This is a genomic window from Streptomyces katrae (genome assembly GCF_002028425.1).
GTDB classification, from domain to species: domain Bacteria; phylum Actinomycetota; class Actinomycetes; order Streptomycetales; family Streptomycetaceae; genus Streptomyces; species Streptomyces katrae_A.
The window spans coordinates 1,411,303-1,426,270 of the sequence record NZ_CP020042.1; the positions used below are offsets into that span (position 1 = coordinate 1,411,303).

Below are 14,968 nucleotides of genomic sequence, written 5' to 3' on the forward strand. Positions count from 1 at the left end.
AGGGGTTACGGCCGGCCGTGGGGGCCGGGGGCGTCGACCTCGTAGCCGGGGCAGTACTCGACGCCCGGTTCGGGGGCGACGGGGTCGCCGGTGTCGGCGTCGGTGCAGTAGGCGTCGAACACCGCTGCGGCGGAGAGGGGCAGCAGGCGGCCGTGGTCCAGGCGCCAGCCGTGGACCCGGTCGTGGAAGCCCTCGGTGCTGCTGCGCAGGACCAGTCCGCCGGTGCCGCCGAGGGCGAGGCCGGCGGCCAGGACGGTCACGAAGTCGAGCTGGTCGCGGCCCTCGGCGCGCAGGGGTGCGCCGGGTTCGGCCGCCGCCTCGGCATGCAGGACGGCGATGAGCTGCTGTTCGTCCGTGGGGATGCTGCAGACGAGGTGGTGGTGGCCGGGGCCGGCACCGTCGACGAGGCGGCTCACCAGGGTGGAGGCCCGTTCGAAGGAGGCCCGGCCGATGTCCTCTCCGCAGTCCGCGCACTCCCCCACCCCGGCGAGCACGGCGCCGGCGTACTCCCAGGTGGCCTGGCGGGCGGCGGCGTCGAGGAGGAGGGGTACGAGTTCCTCGACGGGCTGGCCGGCGTAGGGCAGGGCGGGGCCGCAGGCGAGTTCGGCGGTGAAGCGGGTGCGCGTCGGGGCGCTGTCGGGGTCCAGGCCGTGTTCGGCGCAGTAGTGCTCGTACTCGTCGGGGTCGAAGAGGGCGACGGTGGTATGGATGCCCTGGGCGGCGAGGGAGCGCAGCAGGGCGTCGACGTGCCGGAGGTAGTCGGCGTATTCGTCGTGGTGGTCGAAGGCGAAGCTGCGGTAGTCCCGCATGGCCGCGAAGTCCCGGGCGTCGGCGAGGAGGCCGACGGTGCTGGGGACCTCGCGGCGCAGCTCGCGGCGGAGGCGGGAGGCGGGTCGTGACGGCTTGGGCGTGGTGTTCATGGTTTCCCCCTGAGTGGCGCGCCGGGCGGCGCGACGGCTTGCTCACTCAGAGTAGTCACGACCACTGACAGTCACCTCCGGGTGCGGCCGAGCTCCTCGTAGAAGGCGAGCAGGTCCGGGTTGTCGACCGAGCCGGGGTTGACCGCCTTGGCCATCGGGGTGCCCTGGAGGAGGCGCTTGACGGGGACCTCGATGCGCTTGCCGGTGAGGGTGTGCGGGACGGCCGGGACCTCGATGACCTCGTCGGGGACGTGGCGGGGGGAGAGCTGCTCGCGGATCGTGGCGGCGATCTTCTTGCGCAGGGTCTCGTCGAGGACGGCGCCGGGGGCGAGGTGGACGAAGAGCGGCATCCAGTAGCCGCCGTTCGGCTCCTCCAGGCCGATGACCAGGGATTCCTTGATCTCGGGGAGGCGCTCGACGGCCTCGTAGATGTCGGCGGAGCCCATCCGGACGCCCTGCCGGTTGAGGGTGGAGTCGGAGCGGCCGTGGATGACGACGGAACCCCGGTCGGTGATCGTGATCCAGTCCCCGTGGCGCCAGACGCCGGGGAACATCTCGAAGTAGCTGTCGCGGTAGCGGCTGCCGTCGGCGTCGTTCCAGAAGTGGATCGGCATGGAGGGCATGGGGGCGGTGACGACGAGCTCGCCGACCTCTCCGGTGAGCGGCTTGCCGGAGGGGTCCCAGGACTGGAGGTCCGTGCCGAGGCAGGCGGCCTGGAGTTCGCCGATGTGGACGGGGAGGGTGGGGACGGCGCCGGCGAAGCAGCTGCACACGTCCGTGCCGCCGCTGACGGAGGCGATCCACAGGTCCTCGGCGACCTCGTCGTGGAGCCAGCGGAAGCCGTCGGGCGGCAGCGGGGAGCCGGTGGTGGCGACGCACTTGACGGCGGAGAGGTCGAAGTCGCGGGACGGGTGCACCTCGGCCTTCTTGCAGGCCATGACGTAGGCGGCGGAGGTGCCGTAGAGGGTGGCCCGGGTGCGTTCGGCGATGCGCCACTGGGCGCCGGTGTCGGGGAAGCCGGGGCTGCCGTCGTAGAGGACGACGGTGGTGCCGGTGAGGAGGCCGGAGACGAGGAAGTTCCACATCATCCAGCCGGTGGAGGTGTACCAGAAGAACCGGTCTTCGGGCCCGAGGTCGCAGTGGAGGCCGAGCTGCTTGAGGTGTTCGAGGAGGATCCCGCCCTGGGACTGGACGATCGCCTTGGGCGCGCCGGTGGTTCCCGAGGAGTAGAGGATCCACAGGGGGTGGTCGAAGGGGACCGGTTCGAAGACGGGTTCGGTGGCGCCGGAGGTCAGTTCCGACCAGGCGCGGGTGCCCTCGGGGGCGGGGGTGCCCAGGAGCGGGATGTGGACGACGGCGCGCAGAGAGGGCAGGCCTTCGCGCAGCTCGGCGACGGTCTCGCGGCGGTCGTGCTCCTTGCCGCCGTAGCGGTAGCCGTCGACCGTGAACAGGACGACGGGTTCGACCTGCTCGAAGCGGTCGAGGACGCTGCGCGCGCCGAAGTCGGGGGCGCAGGAGGTCCAGACGCCGCCGACCGCGGCGGTGGCGAGGAGGGCCACGACCGCTTCGGGGATGTTGGGGAGGTAGCCGCTGACCCGGTCGCCGGGGCGGACGCCGAGGGCGCGGAGTTCGGCGGCGAGGGAGCCGACCTGGCGGCGGAGCTCGGCCCAGGTGACGGGGGTGGGTTCGTGGGTCTCGTCGACGTGCAGGAGGGCGGGGTCCTGGGCGCGGGCGGGGTCCTCCGCGGCGCGCAGGGCGTGCTCGGCGTAGTTGAGGGTGGAGCCGGGGAACCAGCGGGCGCCGGGCATGGAGCGGTCGGCGAGGACGCTCTCGTAGGGGGTGGTGAACCGTACGTCGAACCATTCGGCGACGGCCTGCCAGAAGGTGTCGAGCTCGTCGACGGACCAGCGGTGCAGCGCCGGGTAGCCGCCGTCTGCGGGGGCGCCGAAGCGTTCGGCGGCCCAGGCCTGGAAGGCGGTGACGCGGGCCGCGGCGATCCTGTCGGGGCCCGGGGACCAGAGGGGTTCCGGCTGGGTGGCAGAGGTCATGGGTCGGCTCCCGGTCAAGTCTGTGGCTCGCGCTTCGTGTGCGTACGGTGCCACCGGTGCGTCGGTGTGCGCGCGGCGGCCCACTGGGACGATGCCATGTGATCGACATCCGCACCAGAGCCGTCCCCGGCGCCCGTGCCGTTGCCTTCCCGGGTGAACGGCAGCTGAACGCCGCCCGCTCGGCCGGGGGCCGGTGGCAGGGTGACCGTCATGGACGGTCGTGAACTGGTGCGTGCGGTGAAAGAGATCGGTACGGCGCGCGGGCGGCGCGCCTGGCGCGCGGTGCTGCGCCACCGGCGGACGGACGCGGAGGGGCTGGTTCCGCGGGGTGCGGAGCGGGCGCGGGTGCCGGGGCCGTTGGAGGGTACGGAGCCGCGTCCGGGCGGGGGCGTGCTGCGGTTCGCGCGCAGCCGGCTGACGGTGCGGGTGGGGGTGGGCGGTGCGGTGTTCTGGGGCTGGGACGGGGCGGGGCCGGAGCCCTCGTACGCGGTGCTGGGCGGGGGCCCGGAGCCCGATCCGCGGGCGGTGCTGGAGCCGGACACCGGGGGTGGCTGGCGGGTGGTGTCGGAGCGGGTGACGGTGGCGGTGTCGCGGCACGGGGCGCTGGAGGTGCGGACGCCTGGCGGGGCGGTGCTGCGGCGGGAGCTGCCGCCGCGGTGGTGGGATCCGGTGGAGGGGGCGGGCGGGGGCGGCTCGCGGTGGCTCCAGCGGGCGGAGGTCCAGGCGGACGCGCGGTTCTTCGGGCTGGGCGGGCGGGCGCGGGGGCCGCGGCTGCGGGACGGGGAGTACCGGCTGTGGAACACCGATCCGAAGGGCGGGTTCGGGCCGGACACCGATCCGCTGTACATCACGATGCCGGTGCAGGTGGTGGTCGCGGACGCGGGGACGCACCTGGCGTTCTACGACAACACGTGGGACGGGCGGGTGGTGCTGCGCGAGGGTGAGGAGGGGGCCGGGTCGGGGGCGGACCGGCCCGGGTGGAGCGAGCTGCGGCTGGAGGGCGGGCCGCTGCGGTGCTGGGTGCTGGTGGGGACTCCGGCGCGGGTGGCTCAGGGGTGGGCGGGGCTGACGGGGGCGCCGGCGGTGCCGCCGGAGTGGGCGCTGGGGTACCAGCACGCGCGGTGGGGGTTCGGGAGCGCGGCGGAGGTGCGGCGGGTGGTGGCCGGGTACGCGGAGCGCGGACTGGCGCTGTCGGCCGTGCACCTGGACATCGACCACTACGACGGGCACCGGGTGTTCACGGTGGACCGGGAGGCGTTCCCGGACCTGCCGGGGCTGGCCGGGGAGCTGGGCGCGGCCGGGGTGCGGCTGGTGTCGATCGTGGACCCGGCGGTGAAGGCGGGGGACGCGGTGCACGCGGCGGGGCTGGAGGTCGGGCCGCACGGGGCGTTCGTGCGGGACGGGAAGGGGCGGGAGGTGCGGGGGGAGGTCTGGCCGGGTGAGTGCGCCTATCCGGACTTCACGGATCCGGCGGTGCGGGAGTGGTGGGGGCGGCTCTACGGGGAGCGGCTGGCGCAGGGGTTCTCGGGGTTCTGGCACGACATGAACGAGCCCGTGTCGTTCGCGCCCTGGGGGGACGCGACGCTGCCCCGGTCGGCGCGGCACGTGCTGGAGGGCGCGGGGGGCGACCACCGGGAGGGGCACAACGTGTACGCGCTGGCGATGGCCCGGGCGGGGTGGGAGGGGCTGGTGCGGCTGCGGCCGGCCGAGCGGCCGTTCCTGTTCTCCCGGTCGGGGTGGGCGGGGATGCAGCGGTACGGGGGGACGTGGTCGGGTGACGTGGAGAGCAGCTGGGAGGGGCTGCGGGCGTCGCTGGCCCTGGTGCTGGGGCTCGGCCTGTGCGGGGTGCCGTACTCGGGCCGGACGTGGGGGGTTTCGGGGGTTCGCCGTCGTCGGAGCTGTACCTGCGGTGGCTGGAGCTGGGGGCGTACCTGCCGCTGTTCCGGACGCATTCGGCGATATGGGCGGGGCGGCGGGAGCCGTGGGAGTTCGGGCCGGAGGTGGAGCGGGAGGCGGCGCGGGTGCTGGCGGAGCGGGAGCGGCTGCGGCCGTACTTCGTGACGCTGGCGCACCTGGCCCGGCGGACGGGGGCGCCGTACGTGCGGCCGCTGTGGTGGGGGGCGCCGGAGGACCGGCGGCTGCGGGACTGCGAGGACGCGTTCCTGCTGGGGGACGCGCTGCTGGTGGCGCCGGTGCTGGAGTGCGGGGCGGACCGGCGGGCGGTGCGGTTGCCCCGGGGGCGGTGGTACGACACGGCGACGGGGGCCGCGCACGAGGGGCCGGCCCAGGTGCTGCTGGACGCCCCGCCGGGGCGCACCCCGGTGCTGGCGCGGGCGGGGTCGGTGCTGCCGGTGCGGCGTGCGGACGGCTCGGTGGGGCTGGAGGCGTGGGCCCCGGCGCGGGGGCGGACCGGCGGCGGGGTGGTGATCCGGGACCCGGGGGCGGGGTTCGGGGCGGGCGAGGTGGAGCGGTACACCGTGCGGTGGGCCGGGGAGGCGGTGGTGGTGGCGGACGAGGCGGGGGGTGTGGTGAGCGGGGTGGAGGTGCGGGGGTGTAGGGGGTGGACCGCCGTTGCCCTGGCCGGGCGTGAGGTTGCGGGCCGGAGGAGGGTGGACGGGCAGTGCCCGGCGGGCGGGGTCGGGGGCGGTGCCCGGTCCGGGGAGCTGGGGTGGGGTGCGGGGCGGGCTTTGGTGTTCGGCGCTTCGGGCCGGTCGAGCGGTTGGTGCGGGGCGGCCGGCGGGGTCAGGGACGGCCAGGGCCGTGCCCGGTCCGGGGAGCCGGGCTGGGGTGCGGGGCCGGGGCGGGCTTTGGGCCGGGAGTGTCCGCCGTGAGTGCGAAGGCCGCTCCATGCCCACGGCGCCGGCTCCGGCGGAGCCATGGGCGTCGGGGTGACACCGATCGGGGCCAAGGGTGGGGCGGTCGGCGTGGTGCGGGCCGATCACTCGGCTCCGGCCGCGATCATTTCGTCGCAAGGTCAGGCCGCACCTCAAGGCCGGCGCTCGCCCCGGCCGGACGGGACCCTCGTGGTCGTCACCCTGTCCCGCATGGCCGACGGGGTGCACCAGCGAACCTGTGACCGCCCACCCACCCGGGACTCCAGGGAAGGCACGCATGACAGGCAGGGACGATGCCGTTGGCCGGGTGATCGCCGGGCGCTACCGGCTCCAGCGCAAGCTCGGCGCCGGCGGCATGGGGCGGGTCTGGCTCGCCCACGACCAGGAACTGGCGTGTGACGTCGCCATCAAGGAGATCGCCTTCCCGCCCGACACCCCCAGGGCGGAGAGGGAATCCCGGATCAACAGAGCCCGCGGCGAGGCACGGCACTCGGCGCGACTGCGTGGCAACCCCCACGTGGTCACGGTGTACGACGTCGTCGAAGAAGAGGGCCTTCCCTGGATCGTCATGGAGTACGTGCCCGGCGCGAGCGATCTGGGCCGGGTGGTGGACGAGTACGGTCCGCTGCCACCGGCCGAGACCGCGCGGATCGGTCTGGCCGTGCTCGACGCCCTGTCCCAGGGCCACCGGCTCGGCATCCTCCACCGGGACGTCAAGCCCGCCAACATCCTGTTGACCGGTCCCGTCACCGACGGTTCGTCCGCCGGGGACGGCGGGCGCGTCATGCTGGCCGACTACGGGATCGCCTTTCAGCAGGACTCCGGTGAGCCCCGGCTCACCACGGCCTCCGGAGTGATCGGAACCCCCCGCTACATCGCACCGGAACGGGCCCATGGATCGGCGCCGACAGCGGCGTCGGACTTGTTCTCGCTCGGTGCCACGCTGTACTTCGCGGTCGAGGGCCAGGGCCCTTTCGACCGGGATTCCGACGTGTCCACCCTCACCGCGCTCCTCTTCGAGGAACCGTCACCGCCACGGCGCGCCGCGGACCTGTCACCCGTCCTGCTGGGGCTGCTGTCGAAGGATCCCGGGCAACGGCTGGACGGGGAGACGGCGGCCCGTCGCCTCGCCGTGATCGGCACGGAGCCGCAGCGCACCCCCGCACCGCCCCCGCCGGAGCCCCCCACCCATGTCGTCCCGACGCCCGACCAGGCTCCGACGCGCACCGCTCCCCACCGGCCGCCGGCCCGGCAGGAGCCCGCGCCGCCCGTCCCGCCGGGGCCGGAGAAGTCCCGGCCCCGACCACCCGCGGGACCGCTCCCGACGCGCCGGAACGGCCCGGTCGAACCGGGTGGGCGCCCGTCCCGCAAAGGCCGGTGGATCGTCGCCACGACGGCTGCGGCGGCCGTGCTGCTGGTCGGCGGCATTCTGTGGGCGACCCTCCCCACGCACGAGTCCGCGCAGAATCCGTCGACGGACGCTGCCAGTCCAGCCGCCGGCGTGAACGCCTGGGCCAAGCGGTTTTGCGACCCGGCCCAGCCCCAATTGCAGAAGATCAGCAACGCCAACGCCGCGATCCAGCGTGCGAGCGCAGCCGGCGCCAAGCCGGCAGACGTCAAAAGGACCGACTCCCAGGCGTTCCAGCAGATCTCGGAGGCGTACGGGGCGCTGAGCACCGCACTCCGAAACGCGGGCGCCCCGCCCGTCAAGGACGGCCCGGCAACCCAGCAGGGCGCCGTCAAAGAGTACGAGGACAGAGCCGCCGCCTACGCGGACATGAAGGAGAGAACGGACGCGCTCGACGCCAACGACCAGGCGAAGTTCGCGGAGGGTCTCCAGGCGGTGGCGGACCGGTTGAAAAGCCTGCACGACTCGAGTGGCGGCGCCGTGCAGAAGCTCGAGTCCGGAGAGTCCGGTGCGGCACTGTCCGCCCAGCCCGGCTGTCAGGCGTAACAGCCCGCGAACCAGGCGTTGGCGGCCTGGGTGTGGAGGGGGAAGGCCAGGTCCGTCGGGGCGTGGAGGACGTGCCAGCCCGTCGTCTCGTCGGTGGGCTTCGAAGGCGGGAGGGCCGAGGCCGGGCGGGCCGGGAGGAGGCCGAAGAGGAGGAGGTGGCCGTGCGGGGAGCTGAGGGCGTCGGCGAGGGTCACCTCGGTCGCGGGGGCCTCGATGCCGGTCTCCTCGCGCAGTTCGCGGACCACCGCCTCGCGCCAGTCCTCGCCGAAGTCGATGAATCCGCCGGGCAGGGCGATGCCGCCCTTGGCGGGTTCGATCGTGCGGGTGATGACCACCAGGCCGGTGCCCGAGGCGTCCTCGACGGGGAGCAGGGCCACGGCCACCGGGAGCGGGTTGCGGTAGGTGGCCGTGCCGCACGCGGTGCACGTGCGGGGCCAGTCGGCGGTGTCGAAAGGGGCTCCGCAGGTGGAGCAGTGCGAGTCCCTCAGCTGTACCGGCATGCGGTGATCGTATGCCAAGGGCCTGCGGGGCGAGGCGGGTTGGCGCCTCCTGCCGCTGTGCGCCCGGGGTCCGGCGTGGCAGACTTCTGACGGATCGTCAGGTTCGGGTATTCCGGGAGGGGTCTTGGCACGCACACGTACACCCGTGGTCAGCGGCTGGTTCGCCGATACGCCGGGCGGTTTCCGCCTGCTCGGGACGCGGTGTTCCGCCTGCACGGCGGTGTTCTTCCCGCGCGAGGACGCCTACTGCCGCAATCCCCGCTGTCCCGGCGGCGGTTCGCTCGTGGAGGTGCCGCTGTCGCCGCGCGGCCGGGTCTGGTCCTACACGGACGGCCGCTACCGGCCGCCCGCCCCGTACGTGTCGGATCCGGACGCGCCGTGGGAGCCGTACACGCTGGTCGCGGTGGAACTGGAGGCGGAGGGGATGGTCGTGCTCGGGCAGGCTGCGCCCGGGGTGACCGTGGCCGGCCTGGCGGTCGGCATGGAGGTGGAGGTGGTCGGCGGGGTGCTGAACGAGGACGCCGGGACCACCTGGACGACCTGGCAGTTCAAGCCGGTGGAGGGGGCGCGGTGAGCGGGCAGGCCGGCGGGGAGGTCGCCGTGCTGGGTGCCGGGATGCACCCGTGGGGCAAGTGGGGCCGCAGCTTCGTCGAGTACGGGCGGGCCGCCGCCACGGCCGCGCTCGCCGACGCCGGGCTGGAGTGGACCGACGTGGATTCCGTGGTCGGCGCCGACACGGTGCGCGGCGGCTACCCGGGCTATGTCGCGGGGGCCACCTTCGCGCGGGCGCTCGGCTGGCAGGGCGCCCGGGTGACCAGCGTCTACGCGGCCTGCGCCTCGGGGGCCCAGGCCATCGGGGCGGCGCGGGCGCAGATCCTGGCCGGGCTGGCCGACGTGGTGCTGGTGGTGGGTGCGGACGCCGCGCCGAAGGGGTTCTTCGCCCCGGCCGGCGGTGACCGGCCGGACGATCCCGACTGGCTGCGGTTCCGGGTGCTGGGGGCGACGAACCCGGCGTACTTCGGGCTCTACGCGCGCCGCCGGATGGCCCTGTACGGGGACACCGGTGAGGACTTCGCGCAGGTCAAGGTGAAGAACTCGGCGGCCGGGGCGCTCAATCCGAACGCCCGCTACCGCAAGGCGGTGACGGCCGAGGAGGTGGCGGCCTCCGCGGTGGTCGCCGATCCGCTGCGGCTGCTGGACATCTGCGCGACCTCCGACGGGGGCGCGGCCCTGGTGCTGTCCGGCATGGAGTTCGCGCGGGCGCGCGGGGTGGCCGACCCGGTGCGGATCCGGGCGGTGTCGACGGTGACGCCCACGTATCCGCGTACCGTGCTGGACCTGCCGGACATCGCCACCGACTCGGTGGTGGCCGTGGCTGCGGCGGCGGGCTCCTTCCGGGCGTCGATCGCACGGGCGGCGTACGAGGAGGCGGGGGTGGGGCCGGAGGACCTGTCGCTGGCCGAGGTGTACGACCTGTCGACCGCGCTGGAGCTGGAGTGGTACGAGGACATCGGCCTGTGCGGTGAGGGCGAGGGGGCCAAGCTCGTCCGGGAGGGGGCGACCGCGCTCGGCGGGCGGGTGCCCGTCAACGCCAGCGGAGGGCTGGCCTCCTTCGGGGAGGCGGTGCCGGCACAGGCCATCGCCCAGGTGTGCGAGCTGACCTGGCAGCTGCGCGGGACGGCGGGGGCCCGGCAGGTGCCGGGGGCGCGGGTGGGGATCACCGCGAACCAGGGGTTGTTCGGGCACGGCTCGGCCGTCGTGGCGGTGCGCTGAGAAGTGCCGGGTGCCCTTCACCAGCGGGCGGGGCGGGCCGGGAGAAGTGCTGCCGCCGGAGTGCTTGACGCTCCCCGGCGGCGGGTTCACACTCTCCCCACGGTCCCGCGCCGGGACCCCCGCAGCCCCCCATGTGAGCCGCGGCCCGTACCCCAGTCGGCGGGGGTACGGGCCGCCTCCACGCGCTCGGTCCGGTCAGGCTCCGGCCGTCAGGCTGGCCCGGCGGGCCCGGGCCAGCGACATGGCGTGTTCCACGACTCCCACCAGCACGTCCTTGACCGATTCGCGGTCGCGGGCGTCGCAGAGCAGTACCGGCACCTCCGGGTCGAGGTCGAGGGCCTCGCGGATGGTCACCACCGGATGGCGTTCGGCCCCGTCGAAGCAGTTGACCGCGACGAGGAACGGCAGGCCGCGCCGCTCGAAGTAGTCGATGGCGGCGAAGCAGTCGGCGAGCCGTCGGGTGTCGGCGAGCACGACGGCACCGAGCGAGCCCTGGGAGAGCTCGTCCCACAGGAACCAGAAACGGTCCTGGCCGGGGGTGCCGAAGAGGTAGAGCACCAGGTCCTCGCGGAGGGTGATGCGGCCGAAGTCCATGGCCACGGTCGTGGTGCTCTTCTGCTCCACTCCCCCGGTGTCGTCGATGCCGACGCCCGGCTCGGAAAGCGTCTCCTCCGTCCGCAGCGGACGGATCTCGCTCACCGCACTGACCAGGGTGGTCTTGCCCACCCCGAAGCCTCCCGCGACCAGGATCTTCAAGGTCAGCGGTTCGACCGGCGAGACGGCGTGCATCGCACCGGTGCGGCTAGAGCGCCCGAAGGCCATCGATCACCTCACGCAGAATGGATTCGTCGGGCAGTTCGGCCGGCGGGACCGGCCGGGTCACGTGGACCAGGGAGTCGTCCACGAGGTCGCCGATGAGGACCCGGACGACGCCGATGGCGAGGTCCAGGTCCGCGGCCAGCTCGGCGACGGACTGGGGGCGTTCCCGGCACAGCCCGAGGATGTGGGCGTGTTCCGGGGACAGGGTCAGGTCCCAGACCGGATCGTCGGCCGCCGGTTCGGCGACGACCAGGGCGATCAGGTCGAGGCGGTGCCGGGCGGCGTGCTGGGTCCGGCCCCGGGTCATGGCGTACGGGCGTACGACGGGCCCCGCCTCGTCGTCGAACCAGTGCGGGTGGCCGCCCCCGTGCGCCGCGCCGGGGGTCCCGGCGGGGGCCGGGGAGTCCGGGAGGTGGTCGTGGCCTGGATCGCTCATACGGTCCGACTCACCCTCCGGCTGGCAGCCCGGTGCGCGGGGCGGTCGCCAGGTGGTCGCCGACGCGCTTGACCATGAGGGTCATCTCGTAGGCGACCTGGCCGACGTCGGAGTCGGAGTCGGAGAGCACGGCCAGGCAGCTGCCGTCGCCGGCGGCCATCACGAACAGGAAGGCCTCGTCCAGCTCGACGACGGTCTGGCGGACCCGGCCGGAGTCGAAGTGCCGGCCGACGCCCTTGGCCAGGCTGTGGAAGCCGGAGGCCACGGCCGCCAGGTGTTCGCTGTCCTCGCGGGTCAGGTCCTTGGAGCTGCCCGTGGGCAGGCCGTCGCCGGAGAGGACCACCGCCTTGCGGATGCTGGCCACCTTGTCGACGAGTTCGTCCAGGAGCCAGTTGAGCGGGCCGGGGCCGCGGCCCCTGCTGTCGTTTCCGTTCTGCGGTGCGGTCATCGACCGTCCCCTTCGTTCTCGTGCGCGGGACCGGTGGCGGCGGGGGTGCCGTCCCCGGTCTCGGACTGCTGTGGTGCCTGCTGCTGGGATTGCTGTGCTGCGTACTCCCTGCGCCCCGCCGTCCAGCCGCGCTGGAGGGCGGACATGCGGGCGCGTACGTCCTCGGCGTCGCGGTCGGTCGGCGGCGCGGGGGCTTCGGGCTCGGCGGGGGCCGGGGCGTTCTTCAGCTGGGGCGCGAGGTTCGCCTGGCGGACCCGGCGGGGCAGCCCGCCCGGGCCGGCTGCCGTACGGGGCGCCTCGGGGCCGGTCTGCGGCCGCTCCGGGGCCGGGGCGCCGGCCGGGCGGGGATCGACGCGGCGGCCGTGCTCGGCGACCAGGGTCGGGGTGGGGCGGCGGCGGGGCAGCGGGACGGCCCCGGAGCGGGGGCCGTCGGGGCGGACGGCGTCCAGGTGCGGGCGCTCGGCGCGGATGGGGCCGGTGGGCGCCTGGGGCTCGCGGTCGGCGCCGCCCCGGGTGCGGGCCGCCCGGCCGGGGGCGGACTCCGGGCCGGTGTCGCGGGCGCGGCCCCAGTCGCGGTGGCGGTCGGCGCTGCTGTCGCCGATCCGGTCGCCCTTCCAGGTGCCGCGCTCGCCGCCGCCCCGCCGCTCGCCGTCGGGGCGGCCCGCGGAACCCGGGCCCAGCAGGGCGCTGCGCGGGGTGCCGCCGGGCGGGGTCTCGTCGTCGAGGGTGGCCATGGGAGGGCGGCCGCCGACCCCGGCGATACCGGTGATGGTGTCGTCCAGGTCGTCGATCCCGTCGAGGTCGTCCGGCCCCTCCAGGCCGAGGAGGCCGAGCGGGCCCTCCAGCTCGACCGGGCCGTTGAGAACCCCGGCGGGCAGCGGGCGGGCCGAGGCGGCGCGGTCGAGGGCGGAGGCCACGGTCCGGCCGGACCCCCGGGCGCCGGGGGCGGCCTTGACGCCCTTGACCGCCGCGGGGCCCTTGGCGGCGCGTACGGCGTCGAGGCGGATGCCGGTGCCGTTGGTGTCGGGGGCTTCGGTGAGGAGTTCGGCCGGGAGGAAGACCACGGCGGTGGTGCCCCCGTACGGGCTGGGCTGGAGGGCCACCTTGATGGCGTGGCGGCGCGCGAGGCGGCTGACGACGAACAGGCCGAGGCGGTCGGTGTCGGAGAGCTCGAACTCGGGGGTCTCGGCGAGCCGGAGGTTCGCGTCGAGGAGGGCTTCGGGGTTCATGCCGAGGCCGCGGTCGTGGATCTCCAGGGTGAAGCCGTTGGCGACGCGTTCGCCGTGGACCTGGACGGCGGTGTGCGGCGGGGAGAACACCGTGGCGTTCTCCAGCAGTTCGGCGACCAGGTGGGTGACGTCGGCGACGGCCGGGCCCTCGATGCCGATGCGCGGCAGGCGGCGCACCTCGATGCGCTCGTAGTCCTCGACCTCGGCGACGGCGGCCCGTACGACGTCCATCAGCTGGACGGGCTTGCGCCACTGGCGGGAGGGGGCGGCGCCGGAGAGGATCACCAGGCCCTCGGCGTGCCGTCGCATGCGGGTGGTCATGTGGTCGAGGCGGAACAGGTCCGCGAGCTCCTCGGCGTCCTCGGTGCGCCGCTCCATGGTGTCGAGCAGGGTCAGCTGGCGGTGGAGCAGCACCTGGTTGCGGCGCGCCAGGTTGACGAACACCTCGGACACACCGCGACGGAGCTCCGCCTGCTTGACGGCGGCTTCGACGGCGGCACGCTGGAGGCTGTTGAGGGCGAGGGCGACCTGGCCGACCTCGTCCTTCTCGAAGTCCAGGCGGGGCGCCTCGGTCTCCACGTCCACGCTCTCGCCGGCGGCGAGGCGGCGCATCACGCTGGGCAGGCGGACGCCGGAGGCCTCGGTGGCGTCCTTGCGCAGCTGGGAGAGGTCGCGGATCAGGTCGCGGCCGATGCGCACCGACAGGAAGAGGGAGAAGGCGAGGGCGATGAAGCCGAGGACGCCGGCGAGGGCGGCCTGGACGAGGACGCTCTGCGCGACGGGTTCGACGCGCTTTTGGTAGCGGTCGCCGGCGGCCGTGCCCATGGTGGCGAGGTCGTCGAGGACCTTGTGGGCGGCCTCGTCCCACTGGGCGGCGGTGACGGTGCGCGGGTTCTTGACGGCGCCCGCGCTGATGAACCGTTCCTCCGTGTCGCGCAGCGCCTTGCTCTCGGGGCCGTTCCAGTACTGCTCGAAGAGCCGGCGGTCGTCGGCCGGGAGGATCGCGAGGTTGAACTCGTAGAGCAGGGAGCGGTTGGCGGCGAAGGCGGAGACGCGGCGGACGTCGCTGGTGGCGACGTTGCCGGCGGCAAGGGTGGAGGCGATGACCGCGTCCTCGCGGGACAGGGTCTCGCGGGCGCGGGTGATGCCGACGAGGGCGCGGCCCTGCTTGTCCATCTCCACGTTCTCCAGGGCGTGGAGGTTCATGAGGAAGTCGTAGCAGGGGTCGACGAGCCGGCTGTAGAGGTCGAGGGCCGTGGTCGGGTCGAGGTCACTCGCGTCCACGGAGCGGCGCAGGGCGGCGATGCCGTGGAACGCGTCGAGGATGGAGCTCAGGCGCTGCCGGGCGGCGGGGCTGAGTTCGTCGAGGACCTCGGGGTCGGTGGCGTTCGAGGTGATCTTGCGGACCATCTCGTCGGTGGCGGCGCGGCTCCTGGTGAGCTCGGCGGTGGCCGCGACGGCGCGGGGGTCGCCGAGGACGACGAGGGTCTGGCGGCGCTCCTTCTGGAGGACGCGGACGACGTCCTCGATGGGGTAGCCGACCTTGCCGATGACGTAGGCGACGTCGAGCAACTGCACTGCTTCGCGGCCGGTGATGACCGTGGAGAAGCCCCAGAGCGCGGTCAGGGAGACGAGCGGCACCAGCAGCAACGCCACGATCTTCCGGCGGATCGACTTCCCGCGAAAGCGCATGGCCTCCCCAGCCTCCCCCAGCTCAACCCCGTTGCGCGGGGTCGGTGTTCCGTCGTTCAAACGGCGTGAGCCTACTACTGCCGCGCAGCGGCCTCGAAGGCGTGTCCGGACGTTTTCGGCCTGACCCCTGGACGAAGATCACGAGTTGTCCGATACTTCCGGTCAAGTCCGGCCCGATTTGTGGCAGATGACACTTGGTGGGGTGTCGGTTCCCCTTGAGCGATGGATGGCTGGAACTCTTTGATCCGGAACCGGGCGGGGGTGCGGGGGCGTCCGGGATGCGGGAATCTCCGGGAACCTCCGGGCGGGGCCGGC

At 74.3% G+C, this 14,968-nt stretch carries 10 protein-coding genes and 1 pseudogene; 4 read left to right on the forward strand and 7 right to left on the reverse strand.

The window, feature by feature from the left end; translation table 11 throughout:
* Positions 1-5: 5 nt before the first annotated feature.
* Together B4U46_RS06410 and B4U46_RS06415 are read right to left on the reverse strand one after the other, a co-directional pair.
* On the reverse strand, positions 6-920 hold the full coding sequence (locus B4U46_RS06410) for a hypothetical protein (RefSeq protein WP_079424824.1): 915 nt from the start codon (positions 918-920) through the stop codon (positions 6-8).
* Positions 921-991: 71 nt separating this feature from the next.
* Positions 992-2,968, reverse strand: a complete 1,977-nt coding sequence (locus B4U46_RS06415) for an acetoacetate--CoA ligase (protein WP_079424825.1) — start codon at positions 2,966-2,968, stop codon at positions 992-994.
* A gap of 210 nt (positions 2,969-3,178) precedes the next feature.
* Here B4U46_RS06415 and B4U46_RS06420 point away from each other — a divergent pair.
* Positions 3,179-5,520: pseudogene (locus B4U46_RS06420) on the forward strand (glycoside hydrolase family 31 protein); the annotation flags it as partial.
* Positions 5,521-6,079: 559 nt separating this feature from the next.
* On the forward strand, positions 6,080-7,756 hold the full coding sequence (locus B4U46_RS40280; protein WP_079424827.1) for a serine/threonine-protein kinase: 1,677 nt from the start codon (positions 6,080-6,082) through the stop codon (positions 7,754-7,756).
* Here the strand turns inward: B4U46_RS40280 and B4U46_RS06430 are convergent.
* On the reverse strand, positions 7,747-8,256 hold the full coding sequence (locus B4U46_RS06430; protein ID WP_079424829.1) for an NUDIX domain-containing protein: 510 nt from the start codon (positions 8,254-8,256) through the stop codon (positions 7,747-7,749). The genes B4U46_RS40280 and B4U46_RS06430 overlap by 10 nt on opposite strands.
* 124 nt (positions 8,257-8,380) lie before the next feature.
* Here B4U46_RS06430 and B4U46_RS06435 point away from each other — a divergent pair, with 124 nt between their 5' ends.
* Positions 8,381-8,830 carry a Zn-ribbon domain-containing OB-fold protein gene (locus B4U46_RS06435; RefSeq protein WP_185117250.1) on the forward strand — a complete coding sequence of 150 codons (450 nt, stop codon included), beginning with the start codon at positions 8,381-8,383 and terminating at the stop codon, positions 8,828-8,830.
* The gene (locus B4U46_RS06440; protein ID WP_208949808.1) at positions 8,827-10,029 is read left to right on the forward strand and encodes a lipid-transfer protein; all 1,203 of its coding nucleotides are present in this window, start codon (positions 8,827-8,829) and stop codon (positions 10,027-10,029) included. Before B4U46_RS06435 ends, B4U46_RS06440 begins: the two co-directional genes overlap by 4 nt.
* Positions 10,030-10,224: 195 nt before the next feature.
* On the opposite strand, the gene B4U46_RS06445 is transcribed toward B4U46_RS06440, so the two are convergent.
* From B4U46_RS06445 to B4U46_RS06455, 4 genes are read right to left on the reverse strand one after another with little or no spacing between them, the layout of a single operon-like run.
* A complete protein-coding gene (locus tag B4U46_RS06445; RefSeq protein WP_079424832.1) occupies positions 10,225-10,851 on the reverse strand; it encodes a GTP-binding protein in 627 nt (208 codons plus the stop codon).
* On the reverse strand, positions 10,832-11,284 hold the full coding sequence (locus tag B4U46_RS06450) for a DUF742 domain-containing protein (RefSeq protein ID WP_079424834.1): 453 nt from the start codon (positions 11,282-11,284) through the stop codon (positions 10,832-10,834). The genes B4U46_RS06445 and B4U46_RS06450 overlap by 20 nt, the downstream gene beginning before the upstream one ends.
* 10 nt (positions 11,285-11,294) lie before the next feature.
* Complete coding sequence (locus tag B4U46_RS36350; protein WP_100865124.1) at positions 11,295-11,732, reverse strand: roadblock/LC7 domain-containing protein; 438 nt, start codon at positions 11,730-11,732, stop codon at positions 11,295-11,297.
* Positions 11,729-14,653 (reverse strand): nitrate- and nitrite sensing domain-containing protein, encoded by a 2,925-nt coding sequence (locus B4U46_RS06455; RefSeq protein ID WP_107438234.1) that lies wholly within the window; start codon positions 14,651-14,653, stop codon positions 11,729-11,731. Before B4U46_RS06455 ends, B4U46_RS36350 begins: the two co-directional genes overlap by 4 nt.
* Between the last annotated feature and the right edge of the window lie 315 nt (positions 14,654-14,968).

Bases quoted from the DNA above. Each gene is read 5' to 3' on its own strand.
- B4U46_RS06410 (WP_079424824.1), bottom strand. From the start codon at position 920: ATGAACACCACGCCCAAGCCGTCACGACCCGCCTCCCGCCTCCGCCGC.
- B4U46_RS06415 (WP_079424825.1), bottom strand. From the start codon at position 2,968: ATGACCTCTGCCACCCAGCCGGAACCCCTCTGGTCCCCGGGCCCCGAC.
- B4U46_RS36350 (WP_100865124.1), bottom strand. From the start codon at position 11,732: ATGACCGCACCGCAGAACGGAAACGACAGCAGGGGCCGCGGCCCCGGC.
- B4U46_RS06430 (WP_079424829.1), bottom strand. From the start codon at position 8,256: ATGCCGGTACAGCTGAGGGACTCGCACTGCTCCACCTGCGGAGCCCCT.
- B4U46_RS06450 (WP_079424834.1), bottom strand. From the start codon at position 11,284: ATGAGCGATCCAGGCCACGACCACCTCCCGGACTCCCCGGCCCCCGCC.
- B4U46_RS40280 (WP_079424827.1), top strand. From the start codon at position 6,080: ATGACAGGCAGGGACGATGCCGTTGGCCGGGTGATCGCCGGGCGCTAC.
- B4U46_RS06455 (WP_107438234.1), bottom strand. From the start codon at position 14,653: ATGCGCTTTCGCGGGAAGTCGATCCGCCGGAAGATCGTGGCGTTGCTG.
- B4U46_RS06445 (WP_079424832.1), bottom strand. From the start codon at position 10,851: ATGGCCTTCGGGCGCTCTAGCCGCACCGGTGCGATGCACGCCGTCTCG.